Raw genomic sequence first — 22,097 nt, 5'->3', positions numbered from 1 at the left:
ATACGATGAAAACGCTCTTGTCAATAGATATTTAAAAAAATCTTTAAAAATTTAAAAATTAAGCCGAGCTTACAATCGTATTCATTATCTTTATACCCAAAAAACAATTAGATAAAGACAAAAACGGCAAAAATTTTGCCGTTTTATCAAAAAATCTTATAAATTTTAATTAAATGACCAAGGTCAAGAGCAAATAGGCTGCCCCACCTGCTAGCATTACTTTTATAGGGTCTAGGTCTTTTTTTAACATTATTATTAGTGAACCTATAAATATTCCTAGCATTTTTATATCAAAACTTGCCAAATCTGGGGCTGCTTCGCCAAAGAGGGCGGTTTTTCCTATGTCTATGCCTGCTATTAGGATCATTACTACTATGGCTGGCCTTAGGTATTTTAGGATATTTTCTATCAGAGCCAGGTCCTTGTATTTTTTGTAAAAATATGAGAGAATACCCACAATTATTGCCGATGGCAGGATACAGCCTGCTGTGGCTACAATCGCTCCTGCAAGTCCTGCAACCCTTGTCCCTACAAAGCTTGCGGAGTTTATAGCAATAGGGCCTGGAGTCATTTGGCTAATTGTAATTAGGTCGTTAAACTCACTTGCCCCTAGCCAGGCATTTTCTACCACTACCTCTTGTTGGATGAGTGGTAGGGCTGCGTAGCCTCCCCCGAAGGAGAAGAGGCCGATTTTTATAAAGCTTATAAATAATTTAAGAAGCATGGGTCCTCCTTCCCACAATTGAGCTGATAGTACCAAGTATAATCAAACTTAAGATGATATAGACAATATTGACCTTAAAAATAAAGGCTGCGATAAAGGCTGCCACCATTATGATTGGGGCAATTTTTGACCCTTCTTTTAGGATATCCTTAGTCATGTCGTAAGATACCTTAAAAATCAGGGCGGCAATGGCTGCCTGCATGCCCTTTAGAAAGGTTGCTATATAAATATTTGAGATGAAGGCCTGATAAAACATGGAAATTACCGATATGATTATAAGGGGTGGTAGGCTTGTGCCAAGAATTGCGACGACCATGCCAGGGATCCCTCCTATTTCATAGCCTACAACCACAGATGCATTGATTGCTACAGCTCCTGGAGCCGACTGGGCTATGGCTGTCATATCAAGCATTTGCTCTTCATCTATCCATTTTAATTTATCTACAAAACTATCTTTCATTAGGGTAATGATTACATAACCGCCTCCAAAGGTGAAGGCTGAAAGATAAAAGGTTGACTTAAAGATTTGCCATAATTTATTTTTCATTTTTACCTCTTTCTTCTTACATTTTACTATTTATTTTCTATCTTTCTTGGGTATAAATAAGGCGGAGGGATTATGAAGGTAATTTTAGCAGTTGATAAAAATTGGGCCATAGGCAAGGATAATAAGATGCTTTACGATATAAAGACAGACCTTGCCCACTTTAAAAATACGACCATGGGATCGGTTTTAATTATGGGAAGAAAGACCTTTGATTCAATGGGCAGGGCCCTACCAGGTAGGGAAAATCTGATTTTATCCAGGGATAAAAATCTAAAAAGAGATGGTGCTAGGGTCTTTAATGACATAGCTAGCCTTCTTTCTTATGTAAAAGATCTTGATAAGGAGGTTTTCTTAATCGGAGGGGCTGAGCTTGTAGACCTGCTTATAGATTATTGCGATGGAGCCATCATTACAAAGATTGATGCCACAAGGCCTGCAGAAATTTTCCTTCACAATTTCGATACAGATCCTAATTTTAGGATAAAAAGCGAATCTAAGCCAATGTTTGAAAATGGACTTAGCTTTAAATATGTAGAGTATGAAAGGATAAAAAATGAAAGATAAGATACTTTTTGTAAGCGACCTCTGCCCAGATTGTGCAAACATCCTAGCAGAAGCCAAGGAAAACCCAGAAAAATACGCAGAATACGACATGGTAAATATCACCTCATCCATGCCTAGCCTTAAGCTATTCCTAAAATATAGGGATACATTAGATGGCTACAAAGAAGTAAGAGCCGCCCACAGGGCAGGAGTCCCATCTATCGTTATTGGCGAATCAGAAGTAGAATTTTTATAAAGCAAAAGACCAGCTAGATAAATAGCTGGCCTTTTTGATAGGCTTAATCAGGTTTTCCTATCTTAAGTATGGTTACTTAAACATTCATTTGTATTATATCTTATAAATTAATTTTATCAAGTAGAGCTAAGAACAAGCGTAAATCTTACTAACATTATTTTTAGGAGGTCCCTGATTACCCATTTACTGACTAAAAACTTAACTCGTTTCTTGATTTTTTAATCTTAGTCTATTTTATTTAAAATACTTAAGACCATTTCTACTAAACTTAAAAGCTCTTTAATAATTGTTATAACTAACAATACGAACTTAAGCATATTTAAAGTTTCCATACTGCTCCTTTTTATTAGGAAACCATCTTGTTTTTCATAAATATTATATCATAAATTCAAACTTGGACCTAAGCCAAATTATCATTTAAACTCAATTAAATTCATAATTCGACCACATGGAAATTATTTTATTATCTTATCTTCTTCATAAACTTGATAGACCAGTCTATGTTTGATATTTATTCTCCTTGAATAGGCTCCTTTTAGGTCACCTAAAAGTTTCTCATAAGATGGCGGTCTTTGGTAGGGATTCTCTTTTATTAGGTCTATTAGATTTTTTGTTTTTGTATCAAGCTTTGCTTGCTTTAGTTTTTTAATATCTCCAATAGCTTTCTTGGTATAGACAATTTTATACATCTACCAAGCTAGCTCTTCTTCGCTTAGGCACTCATCTAGGGGTGTAGCTAGGCCTTCTAGGATTTTTTGATTTAACTTATCATTTAGCTTTATCTCTAATGTTGCGAGCAAATTATTATAATCTTCTTCGCTGATTAAAACAGCATTTCCATCCTTACTAGTAATGTTTACAACCTCATTGTACATGGTTGTTCTTTTTACTATATTATAAAGGTCTTTCCTAAAATTTGATACATTTACCTTATCCATCCTGTCCTCCTTTTATAAATAACGTACGCTTTTTATGTTTGTACCCCATGTTTTATAAGAGGTAAAGATAAAAAAAGCCAAGAACTTTTAGTTCTCAGCCTTGGTTTTTTTGTATTTTACATAAGCATTAGCACTCATTAGGAGGGCTACTATTAGGATTAGCCACCAAAATTTGTTTTCCTTTTTGTATTGGAGGAAACAAAGGATGTAGACTAGGCCTGCTGTGATTAGGGATGTGATGAATTCTAGGTTTTCTAGCTTATTTTTCTTCATCTAAGACTGCCCTTAGGGTGTTCCATGACAAAAGAGCACAGTTTACCCTTTGTGGCATGTTTCTGATGTTTTGGAAGGCTACTGCATCTTCTAATTCTTCTAGCTCTTCGTCTGTCACATCTTCTCTTTTGATCATCCTTTGGTAGATGTCTGCCATCTTGTCAGCCTGTTCTTTAGTTTTACCTATTAGCATGTCACACATTACTGATGTGGCTGCCTGGCTTATGGCACAACCATCGCCTGTGAAGGATGCATCTACGATTTTATCCCCATCTAATTTTAATTGTAATACTATCTCGTCGCCACAAGATGGGTTGTGGCCGTCTTCTTTGATGTCAGGATTTTCTAGGTCATGCTTGTTGGCTTGGTTTCTTGAATGATCTAGGATTATCTGACTATAGATTTCTTGCATATCCATTATAGTCCCATTACCTTTCTTACATTTCTAAGCTCTTTTGCAAAGATTTCAACCTCTTCCCTGGTGTTGTAAATGGCAAAGGAGGCACGGGCTGTGGAGCTTATGCCAAGATAGGTGTGAAGTGGCATGGCGCAGTGGTGGCCGCTTCTTACTGCTATTCCCTTGCTATCAAGGATTGAGGATATGTCGTGTGGGTGGATATCTGTGAAGGTGAAGGAGATTAGGGCTCCTTCTTCGGCAGATTTTGGGTGGACTAGCTTTATATTTTCTATGTCCTTAATTAGGTCATAGGCATATTCTGTTAATTCCATCTCGTGGGCGTGGATTTGATCCATGCCGATTTCTTCTACATATTTTATAGCTTCAACCAGACCTATTACCCCACCAACATTTGGTGTGCCCGCCTCAAATTTGAGGGGTGCTTTTGCAAAAGTTGAATAATCTTCATAGACATATTCTATCATATCTCCGCCTAGATTAAAAGGCTTCATCTTATCTAAAAGGTCAGCCTTGCCATAAAGGACGCCTATGCCCATTGGAGCGTAGATTTTATGGCCTGAAAAGACTAGGAAATCACAATCTAAATCTCTTACATCGACCTTCTTGTGGGCAATTAGTTGGGCTGCATCTACTATAGTTGTAGCTCCCACTTCCTTAGCCCAGGCAATTATTTTTTTGACATCTATAATCTCGCCTGTGACATTTGAGGCTCCTGTTATGGAGACAATTTTTGTCTTATAGTTTATCTTTGCTTTTAAATCGTCATAATCAAGAGAAGCATCTTCCTTAAGGTAGGCATAGACTAGCCTTGCCCCTGTAGCCTTGGCTACCATTTGCCAAGGAACGAGATTGGCGTGGTGCTCTAGGATTGTGATTAGGATCTCATCGCCTGCCTTTAGATTGTCTAGGCCATAGGAATAGGCCAAGAGATTTAGGGCTTCGGTTGTGGTCTTTGTGTAGACTATCTCATTCCTTGATCCTGCATTTATAAATTTCTTGATTACATCCCTGCCATTTTCATAGGCCTCTGTGGCGACCCATGACAAATAGTGGGCTCCCCTGTGGGGATTGGCGTTTTTGTACTTATAATAAGCATCAACAGCTTCTATGACCCTGTTAGGTTTTTGGCTAGTTGCTGCTGTATCTAGGTAGATTACATCCTTTCCTACCTTTTTTGAGTCAAGGTAGGAAAAGTCATTTCTAATTTTTTCTATATCCATATTAATGCCTGCTATTTAGCTTGTGGACTTGGTCTTTGATGTGATTTCTTAGATCTTCATCCTCAATTTTATCTATGGCAGGGGCAAAGTTTGCCTCTAGCATCATTGATTCTGCTTGCTTTTTGCTAAAGCCACGGCTCATGATGTAAAAGAGCATTTCCCTGTTCATCCTGCCCACGCTTGCGGCATGCTTGCCTGCTACTTCTCTTTCTTCATTGAGAAGGATTGGGGCAGACTTGTTGATGACTTGGTCTGATAGCATCATAGAATAATCTCCTATCTTGCCATCTGCCTTGGTACATCCACGTCTTAAATCTACTATGCCCTTAAAGTTCTTTTCAGCTTTTTCCTTTAGGGCCCCGTTAAAGAGGGCAGAAGAATCTGTCTCTAGGCCGTAGTGTTCATTTACAGCCATTAGGTCTAGGTATTCTTCCTTGGATTTGAAGTAAATACCATCTTCTATGACCTTGGCCTCATGGCCTCTTAGGATATTTCTGATGTTGACCATAGATTGGCTTGCCCCTATTTCTATATAGGTTATATCAAGCTCTGCCCTATCTCCAAGTCTTGTGGCTATGGAATTAAGGTTTGTAGCCTGGCTTAATAAATTAACTAGGACTACTAATTTCACCTTAGAATCTTCCTCAAGATTTACCCTTATTTGTGAGTTGATAAAGGCTTTTTCTGCCCCTTGGTCAGAGAAATCGACCAAGAAGGAAGACTCAGAATCCCTTCCTGCATTTATATCTATGGCAGAAACTAGGATATTATTGTCATCATCAAGCTTGAAATGAATAAATTCTGTATCCTTTTTATCCTTGATGTCGTAAGCCTTATAATAATTTCTAAAATCTCTGTTTTCTTTTTTTATTTCATCGCTTAGGCCGTAGATTTCTTCTGCAAAAGCTGCATCTACTTTATCTAAGCTTCCTTCTGAGTTTGCATTTTCAAAAGGAATTTTTTCTATTTCTACTAATTCATAATCAGCCGAATTTAGTCCTAGGTAGGCCCAAGTTGGCTGTCTCATTTGATTTATCTTTGTCATCAGCCGTTTGCTCCTTCAAGTTCCATATCGATTAGATTATTCATCTCAACTGCATATTCTAGAGGCAAGAGCTTTGATACTGGCTCTGCAAAACCTCTTACTATCATTGACTTGGCCTCATCTTCAGGAATTCCCCTGCTCATTAGGTAAAATACCTGGCTTTGGTCAATGGATCCGATTTTTGCCTCGTGGCCGCAGTCTACATCGTCATTTCTAATATCAAGCACTGGTATGGTATCTGACTGGGAACCTTCTGAAATCATGAGGTTTTCACAGTCTACGGTTGATTTTGAACCGGCTGAGTTTTTCCTCATTTCAACTAGGGAACGGGTCATGGACTTACCATTGCCTGCTGTAATTGACTTGGTTAGGGCTGTTGAATAGGTTTCTGGGGCAAGGTGAATCATAGAGCAACCATTGTCTATATATTGTCCATCACCTGCAAAGGTAATACCTGTGTATTCTGCCCTAGCCTTTCTACCAGCAAGGACTGAAGTTGGATAAAGCATGGATACCTTTGATCCAAAGGATCCTGATACCCAAATCATCTTGCCGCCTTCTTGGATTATGGCACGTTTGGTATTTAGGTTGTACATATTCCTTGACCAGTTTTCTATAGTTGAGAACCTTACTTCGGCATTTTTGCCGACAAAGATTTCTACAGAACCTGCGTGTAGGTTTACGACATTGTATTTTGGCGCAGAACATCCTTCTATGAAGTGAACCCTAGAATTATCTTCTGCTATTATCATTGTGTGTTCAAATTGGCCAGCTCCTGGGGCATTTAGCCTGTAGTAGGATTGGAGAGGAATATCTACCTTTACTCCTTCTGGAACATAAATTAGGGAACCACCTGACCAAACAGCACCGTGAAGGGCTGCATACTTGTGAAGTGTAGGTGGGATTGCCTTTTGGAAATATTTTTTGACTAGGTCTTCATGCTCTCTAATAGCTGAGGTGAAGTCCATGAAGATTACTCCCTGGTCTTCTAGGTGTTTTTGGATAGAGTGGTAAACTTCCTCACTATCGTATTGGGCACCTACACCAGCAAGAGATTCCTGCTCAGCTTGTGGGATTCCAAGCCTATCGAAGGTATCTTTGATATCTTCTGGTAGGGCTTCCCAGGCAGTTTTCTTATCTGTTGGTGGCTTGACGTATGTTGTGATATCTGCCATATCAAGCTCAGATAGGTCTGGTCCCCAAGAAGGGTTTGGAGTCTTTTCAAATATTTCAAGAGACTTTAATCTTCTCTTTCTCATCCATTCTGGTTCATTTTTCTTATCGGATATTTCGTTGACTATATCGGCATTAAGTCCCTTTTCAGTTATATCTGAATAGATAAATTCGTTGAAAAAGTCATAATAACCGCGGTCAATATCCTTTAGTTGGTCTTCAATATTGATTTCTTTCATATTACACCCATTCGTATCCTTCAGCTTCGATCCTATCCATTAGGTCATCTCCGCCTGAATATTTGATCTTGCCATCTTTTAGAATGTGAACATAGTCAGCCTTGATATTGGCCAAAATTTCCCTGTGGTGGGTAATAATTATAACAGATTTTTCCCCATCTAGGAAATCTTCTATACCCTTTGATACAATCCTTACCGCATCGACATCAAGACCTGAGTCTGTCTCATCAAGGAGGGCAAGCTTTGGACTTAACATTTGCATTTGTAGGATTTCTGATTTCTTTCTCTCACCACCAGAAAAGCCTACATTTACATACCTATTGGCATAAGAATCATCAAGCTTAAGGTCTTCCATCTCTTTTTGTAATTTTTTATTGAAGGCAAGGATTTTTGGCTTAGATCCTGTGATTTGCTCTTCAGAAATTCTTAGAAAGTCTGATAATTTTACACCAGGAATCTCATCTGGGTGTTGGAAGGACATAAAGATACCAAGTCTAGCCCTCTTATCAACGCTAAGATCTGTTATATCTTCGCCTTCAAAATAAATCTTTCCTTCCTTTACTTCATAAATAGGATTGGCCATGATGGCATTCATAAGGGTTGATTTACCTGATCCATTAGCCCCCATGACTACGTGGACCTCGCCCTTTCCTACCTTAAGGTCAATACCCTTTAATATATCTTTATCTTTCGCTGAAACGTGAAGATTTTCTATTTTTAATAATTCAGTCATATCTACCTCTTTATACTTCTCTTTTTTTCTACTCTTAAATCATACCTTTTTACTAGGGATTATCAATAAACTTCCACTAATCACAATACCCCAAAGGGCACAAAAAAACGAGCCCTTGCTCGTCTTGATGCTTGTTAGTAAGTAAGTATTTGTATGCTAATAGTTATTTAGCTTATTTTCTATTAAATCTATTAGCGATTTAACGGCTTCTTCTTCTTCATCGCCTTCTGCTCTTATGATAATGTCATCGCCTTTAGAAGCACTCATGCTCAGAACTGACATGATAGACTTGGCATTGTATGACCTGCCTGCTTTTTCGACACTTATATCACAAGGAAATTGAACGGCTTGTCTTATAAATATGGATGCTGGTCTAGCATGTAAACCAATTTCATTTGAAAGCGTTACTCTTTGTTCGTACATGATACCTCCTTCGTCATATATTCTTTTCCCTAATATAAGGATACTCGATTTTTGTTAATTTGCAAACGATTTTATAAAATATTTAAATATAGCTGAAACCCTTGCAGATTTCAGCTATTGCTAATTTAATTAAATTCTTTCGAGTAATTCTACTAAGAATTTGTAGTTATTTGCTACTGATTCTATATTTACCCTTTCTGCTGGTGAGTGGGCACCTTCTATATCAGGACCGAAGGAAATCATCTCTGTATCCTTGAGGGTCTTTTTGAAAAGTCCGCATTCTAGGCCACCGTGGGTAGTAGAAACTTGCATTTCATCTCCGTGAACGTCCTTCCACACTTCTTTTGCAAGGTCGATTATTGGGGAATCTTCCCTTTGCCAGCCAGAATATTCACTTACAACTTCAGCTTTGCCGCCAAAGTATTCTACAAGGAGGGCTTGTTTTTTGGCCCAATCTTCTTTTTGAGAGTCGATTTCTGACCTATTCATGAGGTTTACAAAGATTGAATCTTCCCTGTCTTCTAATAGTCCAAGGTTTGAGCTTGTAACAATTGATCCGTCTACCTTTTTATATAGACCATCGTGGATTGTGTATAAAAAGTCAATAATTCTATTTGAAAGGTCTTTGCTTAGGACCTTGCCATCAAAATTAGCTTCTTTTACCCAAATTTCCCCATCTGGATCTACATCCTTGTATTCGTTTCTAACCTCTGCAATTCTCTCATTGATTAGCTTTATAGCTTCATCCCTATTAGCTACAGCAAATACAGCGCTTGCTGCTGATGGGATGGCATTTCTCTTAACTCCACCATTTGCCCTTGCAATTTGTAGGCCATCAATTCCTTGGATAAGGCGAGCTAGGGTTTTTATAGCATTTAGCCTAAATTCATCTATTTCCATACCTGAATGGCCACCTGCAAAGCCCTTTAGGCCTACTTCTACAAAGTCTCCTTGGGCCTCTTCATATTCTTTAGGGAAATTTACTTCAAGGTCAAGACCACCTGCACAACCTACAGTTAGGATTCCTTCTTCCTCAGAATCTATGTTAATTAGGTATTTGGCAGTAATTTGGCTAAGGTCAAGTCTGCCTGCACCACCCATTGAGGTTTCTTCTTCTGTTGTAATAATTGCCTCGATTGGACCATGTTTTAGGGAATCATCGTCTAAGACAGCCATGATAAAGGCAACACCTATACCATCATCTGCCCCTAGAGTTGTGCCATCAGCTGTAATCCAGCCATCTTTTTCAATTAGCTTGATAGGGTCTTTTTCAAAATCGTGATCAGATCCCTCAACTTTTACACAAACCATATCCATGTGGCCTTGGAGGGCAACTATTGGGTGGTCTTCGTAGCCTTTTGATGCAGGCTTTCTAATAATCACATTTAGGGCCTCATCTTGGCTTACTTCTAGCTTTCTTTCCTTGGCAAAATTTACAAGAAAGTCAGATACTTCCTTTTCATTGCCGCTTTCTCTAGGAATTTCTGCTAGTTGTCTAAAAAATTTAAATACATAATCTGAATAAGCTTTATCCATTTATATCCTCCAAATATTGATTAATCATCATATTTTTGGCCCTTAAAATCTCATCAAAATCCTGGTAATAATCTCTTAAATTTCTAGGATTTCTGAATTTATTTCCATTTTTAAGCTTGGAATTGGCATTCATGCCTAGGCCAATAATATTTGAGACTTCTTCATTAATAATTATATTATACCTCTGAGATGTATTATTTCTTTGATAACCGACATTTTCAAGGTTAGAGACTATATTTTTTTGCCTATAAAGATAGTAGGGCTTGTAGGAAAATTTTCTTGTAAAGTCATCGATCATTTCTGAAATTATAAGGGCTTGGTCCCTCTCACCTCCTATATCCCTTTCCTTATATTTAGATCCAGATTTTATGGAAAGGGCGTGGAAGGTGATATTATCCGGTAAGAGTTCTCCTAGGATTTTAAAATTCTTGGCAAAATCTTTTGAACTTTCTCCTTCTAGACCGATTATAAAGTCCATATTTATTATAAAACCAAGGTCTCTTGCCTTTTTATAAATATTTAGGAAATGATTATAATCATAGGGCCTGTTGAGAGTTTTCAGGATATTTTTATTAAAGGTCTGAGGATTTAGGGAAATCCTACCAATTCCTCCTGCCTTTAGGAGTTCAAGCTTGGCCTTATCAAGGGTATCTTCCCTGCCAGCCTCAAAGGTAAACTCCTGGTAGGTAAATTTATTATTAATGGCGGCAAGCATTTTGATAATCTCATCCGCCCTCAAAAAGGAAGGAGTGCCCCCACCTATATAAATTGAATCAAGAGCCCCTGGAAGCTTGATTTCCTCAATTTCTCTTATCAAATATTCCACATAGGCTCCCCTATCGTGGTGGGGACCAACTAAAGTCGGATAGGAGCAATAATCACACCTGGTCGGACAGAAGGGGATATTTATATAAAGGCTAAAGGCTTTCTCATCAAAGGATAGCCTTTCTTGCTCGCTTTTTACATCAGCCAAAAGCCTAATTTTCTCATCTGAGACCTTGTAGGTCTCTTTTATTTCTGAAAGACTCTTGGCCTTTAAAAGCTTGGAGGGCTTTGATCCTGTAAGAGTCCCCCAGGGTGACTTGTAGCCTGTAAGGGCTGATAAGATTTCATAAAGATTTGCCTTAAGGTCCTTCTTATCAGCATATGGATGGGACTTGCCCTTATAAATAATTTCTCCATTGCCAATTGCAAGGTCAAAATCATCCTCGGTGAAATTTATATCCTGGTGGTCAAAAAATATATTTAGGATATCATATACGATTTTTCTTTTACTTTTATCTTCTAATTTTATCTTCATAGGAAAATTATACAAAATATTCAAAAAAAGACCAGGCCAATCAAATAGCCAAGTCTTTTTGAATAATTAAAATATTTTATTTTGCCCTTAAAAATTCTTCTGCCCAGGACCTATCTATCAAATGATTTAGGTCTTTTTTGATGATTTCCCCGTAATTCTTTACAATTGTATCATATAGGGTTCTAGAAAAATCTAGGCTTGCTCCTACATTTAGGGCTGTTTCTAGGTAAAATTTATCATTTTCTCCATAGTAGAAGCTTTTTATCTGTTCTGGCTTATAGGCAAAGTCATCGGAATGGACTAGGAAATATTTCATAAGCTCTATTACCCTATCGTCAAGGCCCTTTTCAAAGATTAAAATCTTCTCCTTCAGGGATGGATAGTCGTAAGTTATCCTAACTTTATGCTTGTAAAGCTCGTTTTTCCTATCTAGGCCAATTAGGCCGAGGGATGTGGAAAAGGCTAGCCTTGCCTTCTTATCTACAAAGTTTGGGTCATTTACAATCATAAAGGCATTTGCCTCATCTGTATAGGCAAAGCGGTAGTTTAGGACAAAGGCCCTGCCACATTCTGGGCAAGTCATTTCCCCAAATTCCCCTCTTAAAATCTCATCTCTTTCTGGTTTATCAGCAAAAATTGCTGTTGGCAAATCTTTTTCAAAGCCCATTCCGCACTTAGGGCAAGCTATTTCAAATCTTTTCTCTCTTCTTTCCATGTCTAATCTCCTTATCTTGGGATTCTTATATTAATATTTACCCAATTTGGAAGACTAGTCGTCAAATTTTACAGCCTTTAGGAGAGGTATAGCTAAGACCCCTGCTATGATTATTGAAATAACAGCGTTTGTTAGGGATACTCCTGCCTTTTGGATAACTTCTGCCATGGTTGCTTCAAGGGTTAAGCCTAGGATAAATTTATTTTTGATGAAAGTCTTGCCTAGGTATAAAACTACATAGGTGATTTGGCCTAAAATTGAGCCGACGATGATTTTTGGCTTATCTACAAGTTCTTTCCTATTTTTGTAAATCATGCCTGCCACAAAGGCCATGGCAAATTTGGTGATGAAGGTGATTGGAGCTGATGTGAAGTAAACTGGGTCAAATAAGTCAAATAAAGCTGATCCCACACCTGCTGCAAGTCCACCATTGACTGGTCCTAAGAGAAGACCTGCTAAGAGGCAAAATACATTTCCCAAATGAAACCTAGTTTGTCCAAGAGGAGTTACTATAGGTATTTGGAAAAACCTTGAAAATATGTACACTAGAGCTGTAAATAAACCCATGTATACGAGTTTCTGAGTTGTAAGTTTTTTCATAATAATCCTTTCTTTTCTATGCAATATTCTATCCTCTCTACTATACCATCTTTTAGAAATTTGTTAAAATAAATATAAAAAAGAAGCTAGTTTTAGCTCTTAAAAGTCTGAAATCAACGATTTAAAAATTTAACTTTTATGAGTAAATCTAGCTTCTTTTATATTTTATGCCTTGGCAGGGGCACTTTCCCTATCGATGGCCTTTAGTCTGTTTTCCTTAATTTCCTTCTGCCTATTATACTCGTGAAGAATCAATGATATTGTAACTATAGCATAGGATATGAAGGTCCTTAAATATTCACCGACCATGGCATCGCCTGTGGCTTCCTTACCTGCTAGTGGCATTATGATAAACATAAGGTGGAAGAGGGCTGTTCCTACGATAGCATTTACAATTGATGCCTTTAGGATTGATGCTCCTCCTACAAGAAGGGCTGCAGCTGCATAAAGGGCTGCTTGGTCAAGGCCTGCGTAGGTTGCAAGGGTGCCGATATTTTGTAAATATATAAGCTGCCCAAAGGCTGCTAAGACTGTTGAGTAAACAATTGATTTTACCCTAATCTTATCAGCATTTAGGCCTGAGTTATTGGCTACATCTTGGTCAAGGCCTACGGCCCTCATGTTTTGACCAAGCTTGGTCTTTTTAAAATATGTGATAAAGACACATAGGAGGGCGATCAAGACTATGGTTAGAACAGGTATATCAAATTTGATTTGGTCATTGCCAAGAGGGACTTGAAACCTGTATTTAAGGGCATTATCTATGGCTCCTGCTGTAGTTAGGGTGATGGAGTTTTTAATTCCAACCCCTGATGATAGAAGCATTGACTTATCCCTGATTGGGATGATTGTGCCTGTAAAAAACATTATTACAAGCATATAAACTCCCAGCATGAAGAAGGATAACATCATGGATGTGATCATCTCACGGCCCTTGGCCTTATTTAGGACATTTCCTGAGAAAAGACCAAGAAGGGCCGCTATTGGGAAGGCAATCACTGCTGCCACGGCTATGCCCGCGAGTCCTGTAAAACCTAAGTCTTGGGAGAATATTAGGCCTACTTGGGCAGCCATGGCACCTAGTGGTATACCGAAGTTGATACCCATACCTGCTATGATTGGGATAATTAGGCTAAGAACTAGGAAGGTATTTCTTACAAGCCTGTTTGCAAGCTCGCTTGTTATGAAGCCTATCTGGGCTCCACTTAAAAGATAGCCCACAAAGCAAATTACCATAAACATGATAGGTACGAGGTGTCTAGTTGAAAATCTTTTTTTAATCATTGTCTATCCTCCTTGTGAGGGCATAAACTATCATTCCGTTGGTTATAATTAGTCTCATAACTTCTGATACGTCTATAGACAAAAGTCCATTTATAACTGTAGGTGTGAGGGTAATTACCCCTTGAAATAGTAGGGTTCCTATGATTACGTGGCTTATCTTTGCCTTATTTAGGCTTGCCCCACCGATTAGGATGGAGGCGACCGTTTGGAAGGTAAAGGAAGCTGGTGCTTGGTAAAGCTGGATAAAACCATAGGATTGCTGGTAAACTACGATTCCTACTGCGGCAATAGCAGTTGATAAAACTACTGCCTTAAGCCTTACCTTTTTAATATTGATACCACTTGCCTTGGCATATTCATAATTTGAACCTACCACAGACATGGCTGTACCTGTCTTTGTCCTAAAAAGTCCCCAAATTAGGAAGGCTGCAAGGGCAAAGAAGAGGAGCATACCGACAGGTATCCTTACTCCAAAAAGGTCAAAGGCTAAAAAGTCTGACAAAATTCCCACAGATTTAACTCCACCAGAAGCATTTTCCATATTTTTCATCCAATAATCGACAACAGGGATTTGCTGACGAAGACCAGATCCTCCGTAAGATAGGACCGATACTGGGTTTTTGAATGGTAAAAATACATAGGCTATACACATAAAGGCTGTGAAAGAAAATCCAACATAGGTTGAAATCAACATCTCATCGCCAATTATCTTATTTAATAAAAGTCCATAGAAATATCCAAAGACTACTCCAATTATTGCCCCAATTCCCATGGTCACGATGATGCCGGCAAATCCTTGGATATCAAATTCTAGGGAGATAACTGCTCCAAGGATTCCGGCAACTATACCAATAGGAATACCGAAGTTAAGGCCGCAGCCTGACTCGATCATAGGGATTAAGGATAGGGTAAGGATGGCAAACATACCAAACCTTGCTATGACATTTTCTAAGGAGGATTTTACTCCAATTCCAGCGGCAGGAGCTGCTAAGAATAAGCTTAGCAAAAATAGGCCGATTATAAATCTGGCTATCCCTACTTTTGAGATAAATTCTTTAATTTTCTCCATTTACTAGCTCCTCTCCACTCATTAGTAAACCAAAATCTTCAGCACTTGCACTAGGATCAAGAATGCCTGCAATTTTTCCCTCGCAGACTACTCCAATCCTATCACAGACTGACTGCAATTCCTCAAGTTCTGAGGAAATCATAATTATTGTTGTTCCATCTTCTCTATTTGCCTTTCTTAGGGCATCAAGGACAAGAGCCTTGGCCCCGACATCTATTCCCCTGGTTGGCTCAGATACAAATAAAAGCTCTGGCTCCATGGAAAAGGCCTTAGCGAGGCAGACCTTTTGCTGGTTGCCTCCTGAAAGCCTACCCACAAGCTCATCTGGCCCTTGGGTTTTAATGGCAAGGCTTTCTATATATTTGTTGGCATTAGCGACAATTGCCTCATCGTCCCTAAATTTGAAGGCTAGGATTTTTTTGACAAATTTATCAAAAACTTCCATGGCATTAAAGGCAATATTTAGGGCAATATCTTCGCCAAGTAAAAGTCCAACACCACGCCTATCTTCAGATACAAAGGCGATTTTCTTCTTTAAAATCGAGCTGGTATCAGATAGTTTTAACTCTTCTCCATTAAAGATTGCCCTGCCCTTTACAGGGTAGGTGCCAAGGATTCCGTTGGCGATTCCTAGTTTTCCCTGGCCTGCAAGGCCTGCCAGGCCAAAGATTTCTCCACGTCTTACCTTAAAGCTTGCATCATAGACCATCTCTCCAGGCATCTCTACATAGAGATTTTGGCTTTCAAAGATGATGTCATTTTCATCGATATTTCGATCATCTTTATCCTTATAGGCTTCCCTATTGGATTTACCCATCATCCAGCCGGCAATTTCTTTTATCTTAAGGCCCGCTGCCGGTCTATTTTCAACAATTTCCCCATCTCTTAGGACAATTACCTTATCGCAAAGCTCTAGGATTTCCCTAAGCCTGTGAGAGATGAAAATTATAGCTATTCCCTTAGCAGCAAGTCTTTTTAGGGCTGATATTAAGATATCTGCTTCAGTTTCTGTAAGAACGGCTGTAGGCTCATCCATTATCAAAAGCTTGATATTTTCCCTTTTGATCTCCCTTGCTATTTCTATAAATTGCTTGTGGCCAACTGGAAGCTCGCTTACATATTCGCTTGGGTTTAGGTCGACTCCAAGCTTATCAAGACTTTCTTCTGTGTCTTTGATATTTTTATCTTTATCTATTAGCTCATAGCCCTTGCCACAGACCTTTGAAATTGGAGTCTTTTTAGTCTTTTCCATATTTAGGGTCACATTTTCAGCTACGGTAAAGCCTGGTATTAGGGAAAATTCTTGGTGGACCATGCCGATTCCTGCCTTTAGGGCATCGGTTGGATTTTTGAAGTCGATTTTTTCCCCATCAAGGGTAATCTCTCCCTCATAACCACCGGTATCTTTTATAAATTCCATACCAAAGATTATATTCATAAGGGTAGACTTGCCGGCCCCATTTTCTCCTACAAGGCCTACTACTTCTCCCTCATCTATTGTAAAATTTACATTTTTTAATACATTATTTTGACCAAAGCTCTTGCTCAGGCCCTTTATCTCCATTAACATTTATTACTCACTTACTTTTACTAAGCAAAGCCTAAGAAGCGGAAAGCTCCACCTCTTAGGCCCAGAATTTACTCGAATTTACCTTCGGATTCTTTTTGCTTTTCAACCATATCTTCTACGTTTACGTTAATCTTTCTATACTTATCGTCTACCTTTTCTTCTGTCATTCCTAGGTAGCCCTTGCCAAATACATAAGTATCTTGGGCAACTAGGGCGAAGTTAGGAAGTTCTTCCCCATTTTCCATGTTGACCATCTTTGATACAACCCATTTAGCTCCGTCTGTTTGAGCCTCAAAGGCTTTTTTGATGTCATCAGCATTGTTAATATCTGCCTTACCATTAAGTACATCTGTTACTAGGTCAACTGCTGCAAGTGTGCTTGAGTAACCAAGTGAATATGCCCATGTACCCATTCTATCCTTACCGCCTTTTTCGATTACGACTTCTTCAACTCTCTTTAAGATTTTTGGCCAATCGCCTGCTATATCATCAAGTCCTATAGAGAAAGCTGATGGATAACCCATGATTGGGCTTGGTAGGTCTGGTTCAACAAAGATTGCTCCACCTTGGGCTACTCCTCTTAGGAGTGGTTCTGTAAGGGCATCGTTAGTTGTGAAAAATGCTGTGTCTTTGCCGTATTTCTCAATCCATGGTCCGATATTTTCAGCTAGGTATTGTTGGGCACCTGGTACACCGATGTCTGTTGTTGGGTCTGGTGCGTTTAGGGAAATAAATTCCATACCTAGGTCTTTACAAGCTTCTTCCATAATAGCACGTCTTATAGCAAGAGTTTCAATTGCCATGTGTCTTGGGAAGGTTATGTGGGCAAATTTCTTAGCGCCCATCTTTTGAGCTGCCTTTATCATCCTGTAGCCCCTTGAGATGTTATCAACATCCACTACTAGGTCTGCTACACCTGAAGTCATTAGGATATCTTCTTGAGGTGTTAGGTCAACTAGGATGATGTCTGGTCTAGATTTTCTAATATCTGTAAAGGCTGCTGTTGTACCAGGAACTGATTGGTTAACAATAATCGCCTTCATTTTTGGGTCATCAGCCATAGCCTTAATCTTAGAAATTGTAGTTTCCATCTCAGCTTCAAATCTGTCTGGATAGGTATCGTGAACTATAACTCCACCTTCAGAAGCCTTGCCATATTTTTTAATAGCAGCCTCTGCTCCACGGATTTCATCCTCACTTTGAGATACGGTACCAGTTACAAGACCGATGTGGTAATCTTCGCCTTCCTTAAGCCTTTCGTACTGAGCCTTGTTAGCCACGGCTACTTCTGCCTTATCCTTATCCTTAGCATCATTTGCATCTTTTGACTCAGATGCTTCTTGCTTAGCACCATTATTTGCCGCCTTGTCATCTACCTTCTGACATCCTATCAGGCCAATAAAGACAAAAGCCAATAAGAATAGTGATGTCATTTTCTTCATCATTGATTTCATTTGTTACTCCTTTATCATATTATAGTGATAATTATATACCCGCTTTGATACCTTGTCAAATATATTTGATAAATTCTTTTATAAGTATTTTATCATATTACTTAAATATTCAGCTTGTTATCCTTTTCCTTACCTAACAATTTTTATTCAATTAAAAAATCCCTAAGATTTTTTACTTCTTAGAGATTCTTTAATCTTAAAATCTATATAATTTACGAAAAAGGCCACAAGGACTCCGATTAGGGTGTCAATTATCCTGTTGATGGCGAAATTAAAAGGCACAAGGTCGCCTGCGTGGTTGATGGTAACTGACAAAAATACTATACCCGCTATGGATACGGCATCTTTTTTATTTATATTTGCCATGACCCATATTACCACTGTCACAAGGATTGCCGTGATAATGAGCCTTAAAAGGTCAGGAATTGACCCAGGAGGGAAAATCAAAAGGTAGGCTAGGCCCACAAAGCCTCCAAAGATTGTCCCTATTATCCTGCCTAGGCCCTTGTGGTAGGTTTGGTGGACATTTTGCTGCATGCAAATGATAGCAGCAATTGCCGAATAAAAGGCAAGGCCCTCGCCTGGCCTAAAATGGGATATAATCATGGAAATAAGGACGGCAAGGCCCGTTTTTCTAATCCTTGGCCCTGGCATCCTTAATTGCATAGGACTCCTCTTAAGTAGTCATAAAAGCTTTCTTCGTTTACCTTATTTACCAGATAGGCCTTTGGTCTTTGTGATGAATGGTCGATTGTCTTTTCATCAAAATTTACCTTAAGACCTGCCGCATCAAAGATGAAGGCCTCTGGCCTTTGGGATAGGTAGAGAAGGAGGGCGCTAGCAAGGGCTTCTTTATCATAATTTTCCAAAATTCTTGCTAGATTAGGGTCGGAGTTTTTGAATTTTTCCAAATCTTCATCATCAAGGATGAATTTTTTTGCAAATTTCTCATCTATGGCAAATATTTCTATTCCTGATCCTAAAATAAAATCAAGGTCTTCAAGGTCTTCCTTGTCCATTTTTTTAGCATCTGGCAAGATTAAAAATATGTGGTCGATAAAATCTATCAGGTCATCAAATTCTCTAAGGCCCTTGGCAATATTTCCTAGGTCCCCAGATGCGATTATATCTAATCTTCCGCAGTCAGATGCGATATCGTAGAGATTTTCAAAAGCGTCCATATCTTCTATATAATCGCCACTTGCCTTAAAAATTTCATCATCAAAGGCAGCTTCCTTGTCATCATAGTTTCTTGCCACGGATAAAAATAGGCCTTCCTCATTAATAAGGCCCAAAATATTTTCACCGGCTGCCCTACTTGACATATAAGACCTATTTGCTGAAAGTCCCACAAGCTCAAAATCATAGGAGTCTAGGGCCATTTTTATAAAAAGCCCATCAGCTGGGCTAAAGTTTGTATCTATATAAATAAAGGGTTTTTGATATTCCATAATTCTTCCTTTCTGCTTACTTACTATACTAAAAAACCCGACTTTTTAAAGCCGGGAGATTTTTTTTGTGACCTATCTTCCACTGTCATTCTGACGAGCATTGCTAGGAAGAATCCCATAAAGATAGGTTATTTTTATACGTCCATAAAGCCTTTCTTGTATTTTTTAAGGCAAGCCATATAAATTAGGCCCACAATTATAGCTAGGACAAGGATAATAAGGCCAACTGCAATAACCATAGATCCTGTAAGACCCTCTATTAGGAAAAATCCTCCAACAAGAAGGCCTGTAACAAGCAAGGACCCTAAATAGAAAATTATTGACTTCACAGGATTTGCCTGTTGAACTTCTTGAGGCTTCTTCCAATTGGTATTGACCACAAAGGTCCCAAAGTAAAGGCTAATCATTGTCGCAAAGGCCCCTCCTAAGCTTAGGCCCAGGAAGAATAAAAGGCTATTAATAAGACCAAGACTTAGAATTAAGCCATAGGCTGTGGCAAGTATTAGATTAAAAATACTTATAACCACATAGCTTGAAGTAAACCTAGCCAACATATGACTTTTAGGGTCTATAGGTAGGGTCTGGATTAGGTAAAAGCTCTTACCCTCCCTAGAAAGGGAAGTGGTCGCTGGATTGCCATTAGTCCAAATAAGAAGACTTAGGGCAAAGGCCGCCGCAAAGCATATAAGAGATGTCATTGAGCTTTGAAATAAAGCAGGGTCCACATCCCCTAAAAGATTCTTACCTGTAGTAAAGCCCATAATCGAAAAGATTATTAGCATAGATATAGGGCCTGCCACAAAGACTATATTTGAAAATAAGGTCTTAATATCCTTAAGGAAAATATCCTTAAATTGGCTGGATGTTTTGATTTCAACATCCTTGGCCTTGACCTTCTTTTTCTTATCCATATCTATGTGGTCATCAAAGACCGCATCAAAATAATACTTATCTCCAAGCTTGTAGACTAAAAATAATACTAGAGCCGCAAGAGCCAAGAGTAATAGGCTAAAGCCAAGTCTTTGGATTATAGGTCCAGAAAGAGCAAGGCCAAAAATCTTTGCATTAAAGAAGACATTTGACACATTTCCCAGCATGGATGTGATATTATCCACATCTATATTAAAAGAAGGACTAGTCTTTGATGATGAGGAGAAGGAGAAATAATAAATCACTCCCATGACCCCAAACATCAAAAGATATCCCAGGGTCTTAAAAAGCTTGGCATGCCTATTGACATTGGTAAATTTCTTAATCAGTAAAATCATCAGGCAAATAAGCCCATAAGGTATAGCAATCATTGGAAGGAGGGTGATAAGGCCCAAAATCAAAGTCATTGGGTCAAAACCAGCCTCGCCAAAATATATATATAGGCCAATGGCAAAAAATAGGAAAAAGTCAAAAAATGAGCTTATCCCGCCGATTACCTTGCCCAAGAAAAGCTCGCCCTGGCTTAGGGGTAGGGTTTGGTAATTGGAAATATCTGCCTTGGTGAAATACTTTGAAAGGATATCAGGCACATAAAATATGAAGATCATCATGGTGATGGCCATGGCAAAATTTACAAAATACATGTAATTTTGACCAGCTCCCACATAAATCATGGCGCTTGCCTTAAAGACCCCTATAAATATGGCCCCCAAAAATACATAGGTCCAAATAAATAGGATTATCCTCATCAAGTAGTTTTTAGGCATATTTGCAACTTGCTTTGATGGCCTATAGGGGAAGAAACTTTCCCTTAAAGCATAGGCTGCTATGGTTTTAATATTCTTGCTTTTCATCTGTAAGCTCCAAGAAAATTGATTCAAGAGACCCGTCGTTATTGGCAATATGCTTAATCTCATCAAGGGTACCGATAGCAATAAGCTTGCCCTTAGAAATAATGCCTATCCTATCGCATAATTCCTGGGCCACTTCCATAACGTGGGTTGAAAACATGACACACTTGCCAGCCGCAGCCCTTTCCCTAAGGATTTTCTTAAGATTAAAGGCAGACTTGGCATCAAGGCCAACCATTGGCTCGTCAAGGATTAAAACCTGTGGGTCATGGATTAGGGCACCTATTATAGCAAGCCTTTGGGCCATACCATGGGAATAGGTTGAAATAGGGTCTTTCATGGCCTCTCTTATATCAAAATAATCCAAATAATGTTCAAGCCTTTCCTTCCTAGTCTCAGTATCCACCCCATAGATATCTGCTATGAAATTTATATATTCATTTCCTGAATAATTTTCAAATAATTCTGGATTATCAGGCACATAGGAAAACTGGCTCTTGTAGGCTATAGGGTCATCTTCGATACGGAGGCCATTTATAAAAATCTCCCCCTTAGTCTTAGAATTTATCCCTACAATAGACTTGATGGTAGTAGACTTACCAGCTCCATTAGGTCCAAGAAAACCAAAGATTTCCCCATCTTTCGCCTCAAAGGAGATGTCATCCACCGCCTTTTTTCCTATCTTATATTCCTTAGTAAAATTTTCAACTTTAATCATAAAAATCCTTTCTAATCTCTAAGAATCGTTTTTAATATTTTACCCGATTAGATGGAAAATATACAATATTTATAAAAATTAATAAAA

General features: G+C 38.6%; 25 protein-coding genes. 2 read left to right on the top strand and 23 right to left on the bottom strand.

Annotated elements, in window-relative coordinates; translation table 11 throughout:
- Window positions 1-169: 169 nt before the first annotated feature.
- Together RRB46_RS03035 and RRB46_RS03030 are read right to left on the bottom strand one after the other, a co-directional pair.
- The gene (locus tag RRB46_RS03035; RefSeq protein WP_311537436.1) at window positions 170-724 is read right to left on the bottom strand and encodes a chromate transporter; all 555 of its coding nucleotides are present in this window, start codon (window positions 722-724) and stop codon (window positions 170-172) included.
- Window positions 714-1,271 (bottom strand): chromate transporter, encoded by a 558-nt coding sequence (locus RRB46_RS03030; RefSeq protein ID WP_311537435.1) that lies wholly within the window; start codon window positions 1,269-1,271, stop codon window positions 714-716. The genes RRB46_RS03035 and RRB46_RS03030 overlap by 11 nt, the downstream gene beginning before the upstream one ends.
- Before the next feature lie 72 nt (window positions 1,272-1,343).
- Here RRB46_RS03030 and RRB46_RS03025 point away from each other — a divergent pair, with 72 nt between their 5' ends.
- Both RRB46_RS03025 and RRB46_RS03020 read left to right on the top strand, forming a co-directional pair.
- Entirely contained in the window at window positions 1,344-1,835 is a 492-nt protein-coding gene (locus RRB46_RS03025; RefSeq protein ID WP_311537434.1) for a dihydrofolate reductase, read from the top strand.
- The gene (locus RRB46_RS03020) at window positions 1,825-2,070 is read left to right on the top strand and encodes a hypothetical protein (protein ID WP_297689774.1); all 246 of its coding nucleotides are present in this window, start codon (window positions 1,825-1,827) and stop codon (window positions 2,068-2,070) included. Before RRB46_RS03025 ends, RRB46_RS03020 begins: the two co-directional genes overlap by 11 nt.
- Window positions 2,071-2,525: 455 nt before the next feature.
- Here RRB46_RS03020 and RRB46_RS03015 read toward each other — a convergent pair whose 3' ends face one another.
- The 21 genes from RRB46_RS03015 to RRB46_RS02915 all read right to left on the bottom strand — a co-directional run bounded on the left by RRB46_RS03015 (window position 2,526) and on the right by RRB46_RS02915 (window position 22,010).
- Window positions 2,526-2,759, bottom strand: coding sequence for a Txe/YoeB family addiction module toxin (locus tag RRB46_RS03015; protein WP_297689776.1), 234 nt, complete (start codon window positions 2,757-2,759; stop codon window positions 2,526-2,528).
- Window positions 2,760-3,008 (bottom strand): type II toxin-antitoxin system Phd/YefM family antitoxin, encoded by a 249-nt coding sequence (locus tag RRB46_RS03010; RefSeq protein WP_311537433.1) that lies wholly within the window; start codon window positions 3,006-3,008, stop codon window positions 2,760-2,762. It abuts the gene before it with no gap.
- An 87-nt stretch (window positions 3,009-3,095) separates the two neighbouring features.
- Entirely contained in the window at window positions 3,096-3,281 is a 186-nt protein-coding gene (locus RRB46_RS03005) for a hypothetical protein (protein WP_311537432.1), read from the bottom strand.
- The gene (gene sufU / locus RRB46_RS03000) at window positions 3,268-3,699 is read right to left on the bottom strand and encodes a Fe-S cluster assembly sulfur transfer protein SufU (protein ID WP_311537431.1); all 432 of its coding nucleotides are present in this window, start codon (window positions 3,697-3,699) and stop codon (window positions 3,268-3,270) included. Before sufU ends, RRB46_RS03005 begins: the two co-directional genes overlap by 14 nt.
- Window positions 3,699-4,919, bottom strand: a complete 1,221-nt coding sequence (locus RRB46_RS02995; protein WP_311537430.1) for a cysteine desulfurase — start codon at window positions 4,917-4,919, stop codon at window positions 3,699-3,701. The genes sufU and RRB46_RS02995 overlap by 1 nt, the downstream gene beginning before the upstream one ends.
- Window position 4,920: 1 nt before the next feature.
- Entirely contained in the window at window positions 4,921-5,964 is a 1,044-nt protein-coding gene (locus tag RRB46_RS02990; RefSeq protein ID WP_311537429.1) for a SufD family Fe-S cluster assembly protein, read from the bottom strand.
- Window positions 5,964-7,376, bottom strand: a complete 1,413-nt coding sequence (sufB, locus tag RRB46_RS02985; RefSeq protein ID WP_106461458.1) for a Fe-S cluster assembly protein SufB — start codon at window positions 7,374-7,376, stop codon at window positions 5,964-5,966. The genes RRB46_RS02990 and sufB overlap by 1 nt, the downstream gene beginning before the upstream one ends.
- A gap of 1 nt (window position 7,377) precedes the next feature.
- Window positions 7,378-8,109, bottom strand: a complete 732-nt coding sequence (sufC, locus tag RRB46_RS02980) for a Fe-S cluster assembly ATPase SufC (RefSeq protein ID WP_106461457.1) — start codon at window positions 8,107-8,109, stop codon at window positions 7,378-7,380.
- A gap of 156 nt (window positions 8,110-8,265) precedes the next feature.
- Window positions 8,266-8,532, bottom strand: coding sequence for an HPr family phosphocarrier protein (locus RRB46_RS02975; RefSeq protein WP_296126905.1), 267 nt, complete (start codon window positions 8,530-8,532; stop codon window positions 8,266-8,268).
- A gap of 129 nt (window positions 8,533-8,661) precedes the next feature.
- Window positions 8,662-10,068 (bottom strand): aminoacyl-histidine dipeptidase, encoded by a 1,407-nt coding sequence (locus RRB46_RS02970; protein ID WP_311537428.1) that lies wholly within the window; start codon window positions 10,066-10,068, stop codon window positions 8,662-8,664.
- Window positions 10,061-11,368, bottom strand: coding sequence for a radical SAM protein (locus RRB46_RS02965; RefSeq protein WP_311537427.1), 1,308 nt, complete (start codon window positions 11,366-11,368; stop codon window positions 10,061-10,063). The genes RRB46_RS02970 and RRB46_RS02965 overlap by 8 nt, the downstream gene beginning before the upstream one ends.
- A gap of 76 nt (window positions 11,369-11,444) precedes the next feature.
- Window positions 11,445-12,083, bottom strand: coding sequence for a CpXC domain-containing protein (locus tag RRB46_RS02960; RefSeq protein ID WP_311537426.1), 639 nt, complete (start codon window positions 12,081-12,083; stop codon window positions 11,445-11,447).
- A 54-nt stretch (window positions 12,084-12,137) separates the two neighbouring features.
- A complete protein-coding gene (locus tag RRB46_RS02955) occupies window positions 12,138-12,683 on the bottom strand; it encodes an ECF transporter S component (protein ID WP_311537425.1) in 546 nt (181 codons plus the stop codon).
- A 165-nt stretch (window positions 12,684-12,848) separates the two neighbouring features.
- Window positions 12,849-13,967, bottom strand: coding sequence for an ABC transporter permease subunit (locus tag RRB46_RS02950; protein ID WP_311537424.1), 1,119 nt, complete (start codon window positions 13,965-13,967; stop codon window positions 12,849-12,851).
- A complete protein-coding gene (locus tag RRB46_RS02945; protein ID WP_311537423.1) occupies window positions 13,960-15,036 on the bottom strand; it encodes an ABC transporter permease subunit in 1,077 nt (358 codons plus the stop codon). Before RRB46_RS02945 ends, RRB46_RS02950 begins: the two co-directional genes overlap by 8 nt.
- Window positions 15,023-16,606: a sugar ABC transporter ATP-binding protein gene (locus RRB46_RS02940; RefSeq protein WP_311537422.1), complete on the bottom strand. Its 1,584-nt coding sequence runs from the start codon at window positions 16,604-16,606 to the stop codon at window positions 15,023-15,025. Before RRB46_RS02940 ends, RRB46_RS02945 begins: the two co-directional genes overlap by 14 nt.
- Window positions 16,607-16,674: 68 nt before the next feature.
- Complete coding sequence (locus RRB46_RS02935; RefSeq protein ID WP_311537421.1) at window positions 16,675-18,060, bottom strand: DUF3798 domain-containing protein; 1,386 nt, start codon at window positions 18,058-18,060, stop codon at window positions 16,675-16,677.
- Between the two features lie 162 nt (window positions 18,061-18,222).
- Window positions 18,223-18,726 carry an FUSC family protein gene (locus RRB46_RS02930; protein WP_311537420.1) on the bottom strand — a complete coding sequence of 168 codons (504 nt, stop codon included), beginning with the start codon at window positions 18,724-18,726 and terminating at the stop codon, window positions 18,223-18,225.
- The gene (locus RRB46_RS02925) at window positions 18,717-19,511 is read right to left on the bottom strand and encodes a nucleoside hydrolase (RefSeq protein WP_311537419.1); all 795 of its coding nucleotides are present in this window, start codon (window positions 19,509-19,511) and stop codon (window positions 18,717-18,719) included. The genes RRB46_RS02930 and RRB46_RS02925 overlap by 10 nt, the downstream gene beginning before the upstream one ends.
- A gap of 134 nt (window positions 19,512-19,645) precedes the next feature.
- Window positions 19,646-21,295, bottom strand: a complete 1,650-nt coding sequence (locus RRB46_RS02920) for a hypothetical protein (RefSeq protein WP_311537418.1) — start codon at window positions 21,293-21,295, stop codon at window positions 19,646-19,648.
- Window positions 21,276-22,010: an ABC transporter ATP-binding protein gene (locus RRB46_RS02915; protein ID WP_297689814.1), complete on the bottom strand. Its 735-nt coding sequence runs from the start codon at window positions 22,008-22,010 to the stop codon at window positions 21,276-21,278. Before RRB46_RS02915 ends, RRB46_RS02920 begins: the two co-directional genes overlap by 20 nt.
- Window positions 22,011-22,097: the final 87 nt, after the last annotated feature.

Origin of the sequence: uncultured Anaerococcus sp. (assembly GCF_963512375.1) — a bacterium.
Taxonomy (GTDB): Bacteria; Bacillota; Clostridia; order Tissierellales; family Peptoniphilaceae; genus Anaerococcus.
Note: the sequence above shows the minus strand (reverse complement) of the source record. Positions and strands in the feature narration are given on the sequence as shown.

Bases quoted from the DNA above. Each gene is read 5' to 3' on its own strand.
- RRB46_RS03035 (WP_311537436.1), bottom strand. From the start codon at position 724: ATGCTTCTTAAATTATTTATAAGCTTTATAAAAATCGGCCTCTTCTCC.
- sufB (WP_106461458.1), bottom strand. From the start codon at position 7,376: ATGAAAGAAATCAATATTGAAGACCAACTAAAGGATATTGACCGCGGT.
- RRB46_RS02960 (WP_311537426.1), bottom strand. From the start codon at position 12,083: ATGGAAAGAAGAGAGAAAAGATTTGAAATAGCTTGCCCTAAGTGCGGA.
- RRB46_RS02940 (WP_311537422.1), bottom strand. From the start codon at position 16,606: ATGTTAATGGAGATAAAGGGCCTGAGCAAGAGCTTTGGTCAAAATAAT.
- RRB46_RS02930 (WP_311537420.1), bottom strand. From the start codon at position 18,726: ATGCAATTAAGGATGCCAGGGCCAAGGATTAGAAAAACGGGCCTTGCC.
- sufC (WP_106461457.1), bottom strand. From the start codon at position 8,109: ATGACTGAATTATTAAAAATAGAAAATCTTCACGTTTCAGCGAAAGAT.
- RRB46_RS02925 (WP_311537419.1), bottom strand. From the start codon at position 19,511: ATGGAATATCAAAAACCCTTTATTTATATAGATACAAACTTTAGCCCA.
- RRB46_RS03025 (WP_311537434.1), top strand. From the start codon at position 1,344: ATGAAGGTAATTTTAGCAGTTGATAAAAATTGGGCCATAGGCAAGGAT.
- RRB46_RS02990 (WP_311537429.1), bottom strand. From the start codon at position 5,964: ATGACAAAGATAAATCAAATGAGACAGCCAACTTGGGCCTACCTAGGA.
- RRB46_RS02920 (WP_311537418.1), bottom strand. From the start codon at position 21,295: ATGAAAAGCAAGAATATTAAAACCATAGCAGCCTATGCTTTAAGGGAA.
- RRB46_RS02970 (WP_311537428.1), bottom strand. From the start codon at position 10,068: ATGGATAAAGCTTATTCAGATTATGTATTTAAATTTTTTAGACAACTA.
- RRB46_RS02955 (WP_311537425.1), bottom strand. From the start codon at position 12,683: ATGAAAAAACTTACAACTCAGAAACTCGTATACATGGGTTTATTTACA.
- RRB46_RS03015 (WP_297689776.1), bottom strand. From the start codon at position 2,759: ATGTATAAAATTGTCTATACCAAGAAAGCTATTGGAGATATTAAAAAA.
- RRB46_RS03030 (WP_311537435.1), bottom strand. From the start codon at position 1,271: ATGAAAAATAAATTATGGCAAATCTTTAAGTCAACCTTTTATCTTTCA.
- RRB46_RS03020 (WP_297689774.1), top strand. From the start codon at position 1,825: ATGAAAGATAAGATACTTTTTGTAAGCGACCTCTGCCCAGATTGTGCA.
- RRB46_RS02915 (WP_297689814.1), bottom strand. From the start codon at position 22,010: ATGATTAAAGTTGAAAATTTTACTAAGGAATATAAGATAGGAAAAAAG.
- RRB46_RS02945 (WP_311537423.1), bottom strand. From the start codon at position 15,036: ATGGAGAAAATTAAAGAATTTATCTCAAAAGTAGGGATAGCCAGATTT.
- RRB46_RS03005 (WP_311537432.1), bottom strand. From the start codon at position 3,281: ATGAAGAAAAATAAGCTAGAAAACCTAGAATTCATCACATCCCTAATC.
- RRB46_RS02965 (WP_311537427.1), bottom strand. From the start codon at position 11,368: ATGAAGATAAAATTAGAAGATAAAAGTAAAAGAAAAATCGTATATGAT.
- RRB46_RS02950 (WP_311537424.1), bottom strand. From the start codon at position 13,967: ATGATTAAAAAAAGATTTTCAACTAGACACCTCGTACCTATCATGTTT.
- RRB46_RS02935 (WP_311537421.1), bottom strand. From the start codon at position 18,060: ATGAAATCAATGATGAAGAAAATGACATCACTATTCTTATTGGCTTTT.
- sufU (WP_311537431.1), bottom strand. From the start codon at position 3,699: ATGGATATGCAAGAAATCTATAGTCAGATAATCCTAGATCATTCAAGA.
- RRB46_RS03010 (WP_311537433.1), bottom strand. From the start codon at position 3,008: ATGGATAAGGTAAATGTATCAAATTTTAGGAAAGACCTTTATAATATA.
- RRB46_RS02975 (WP_296126905.1), bottom strand. From the start codon at position 8,532: ATGTACGAACAAAGAGTAACGCTTTCAAATGAAATTGGTTTACATGCT.
- RRB46_RS02995 (WP_311537430.1), bottom strand. From the start codon at position 4,919: ATGGATATAGAAAAAATTAGAAATGACTTTTCCTACCTTGACTCAAAA.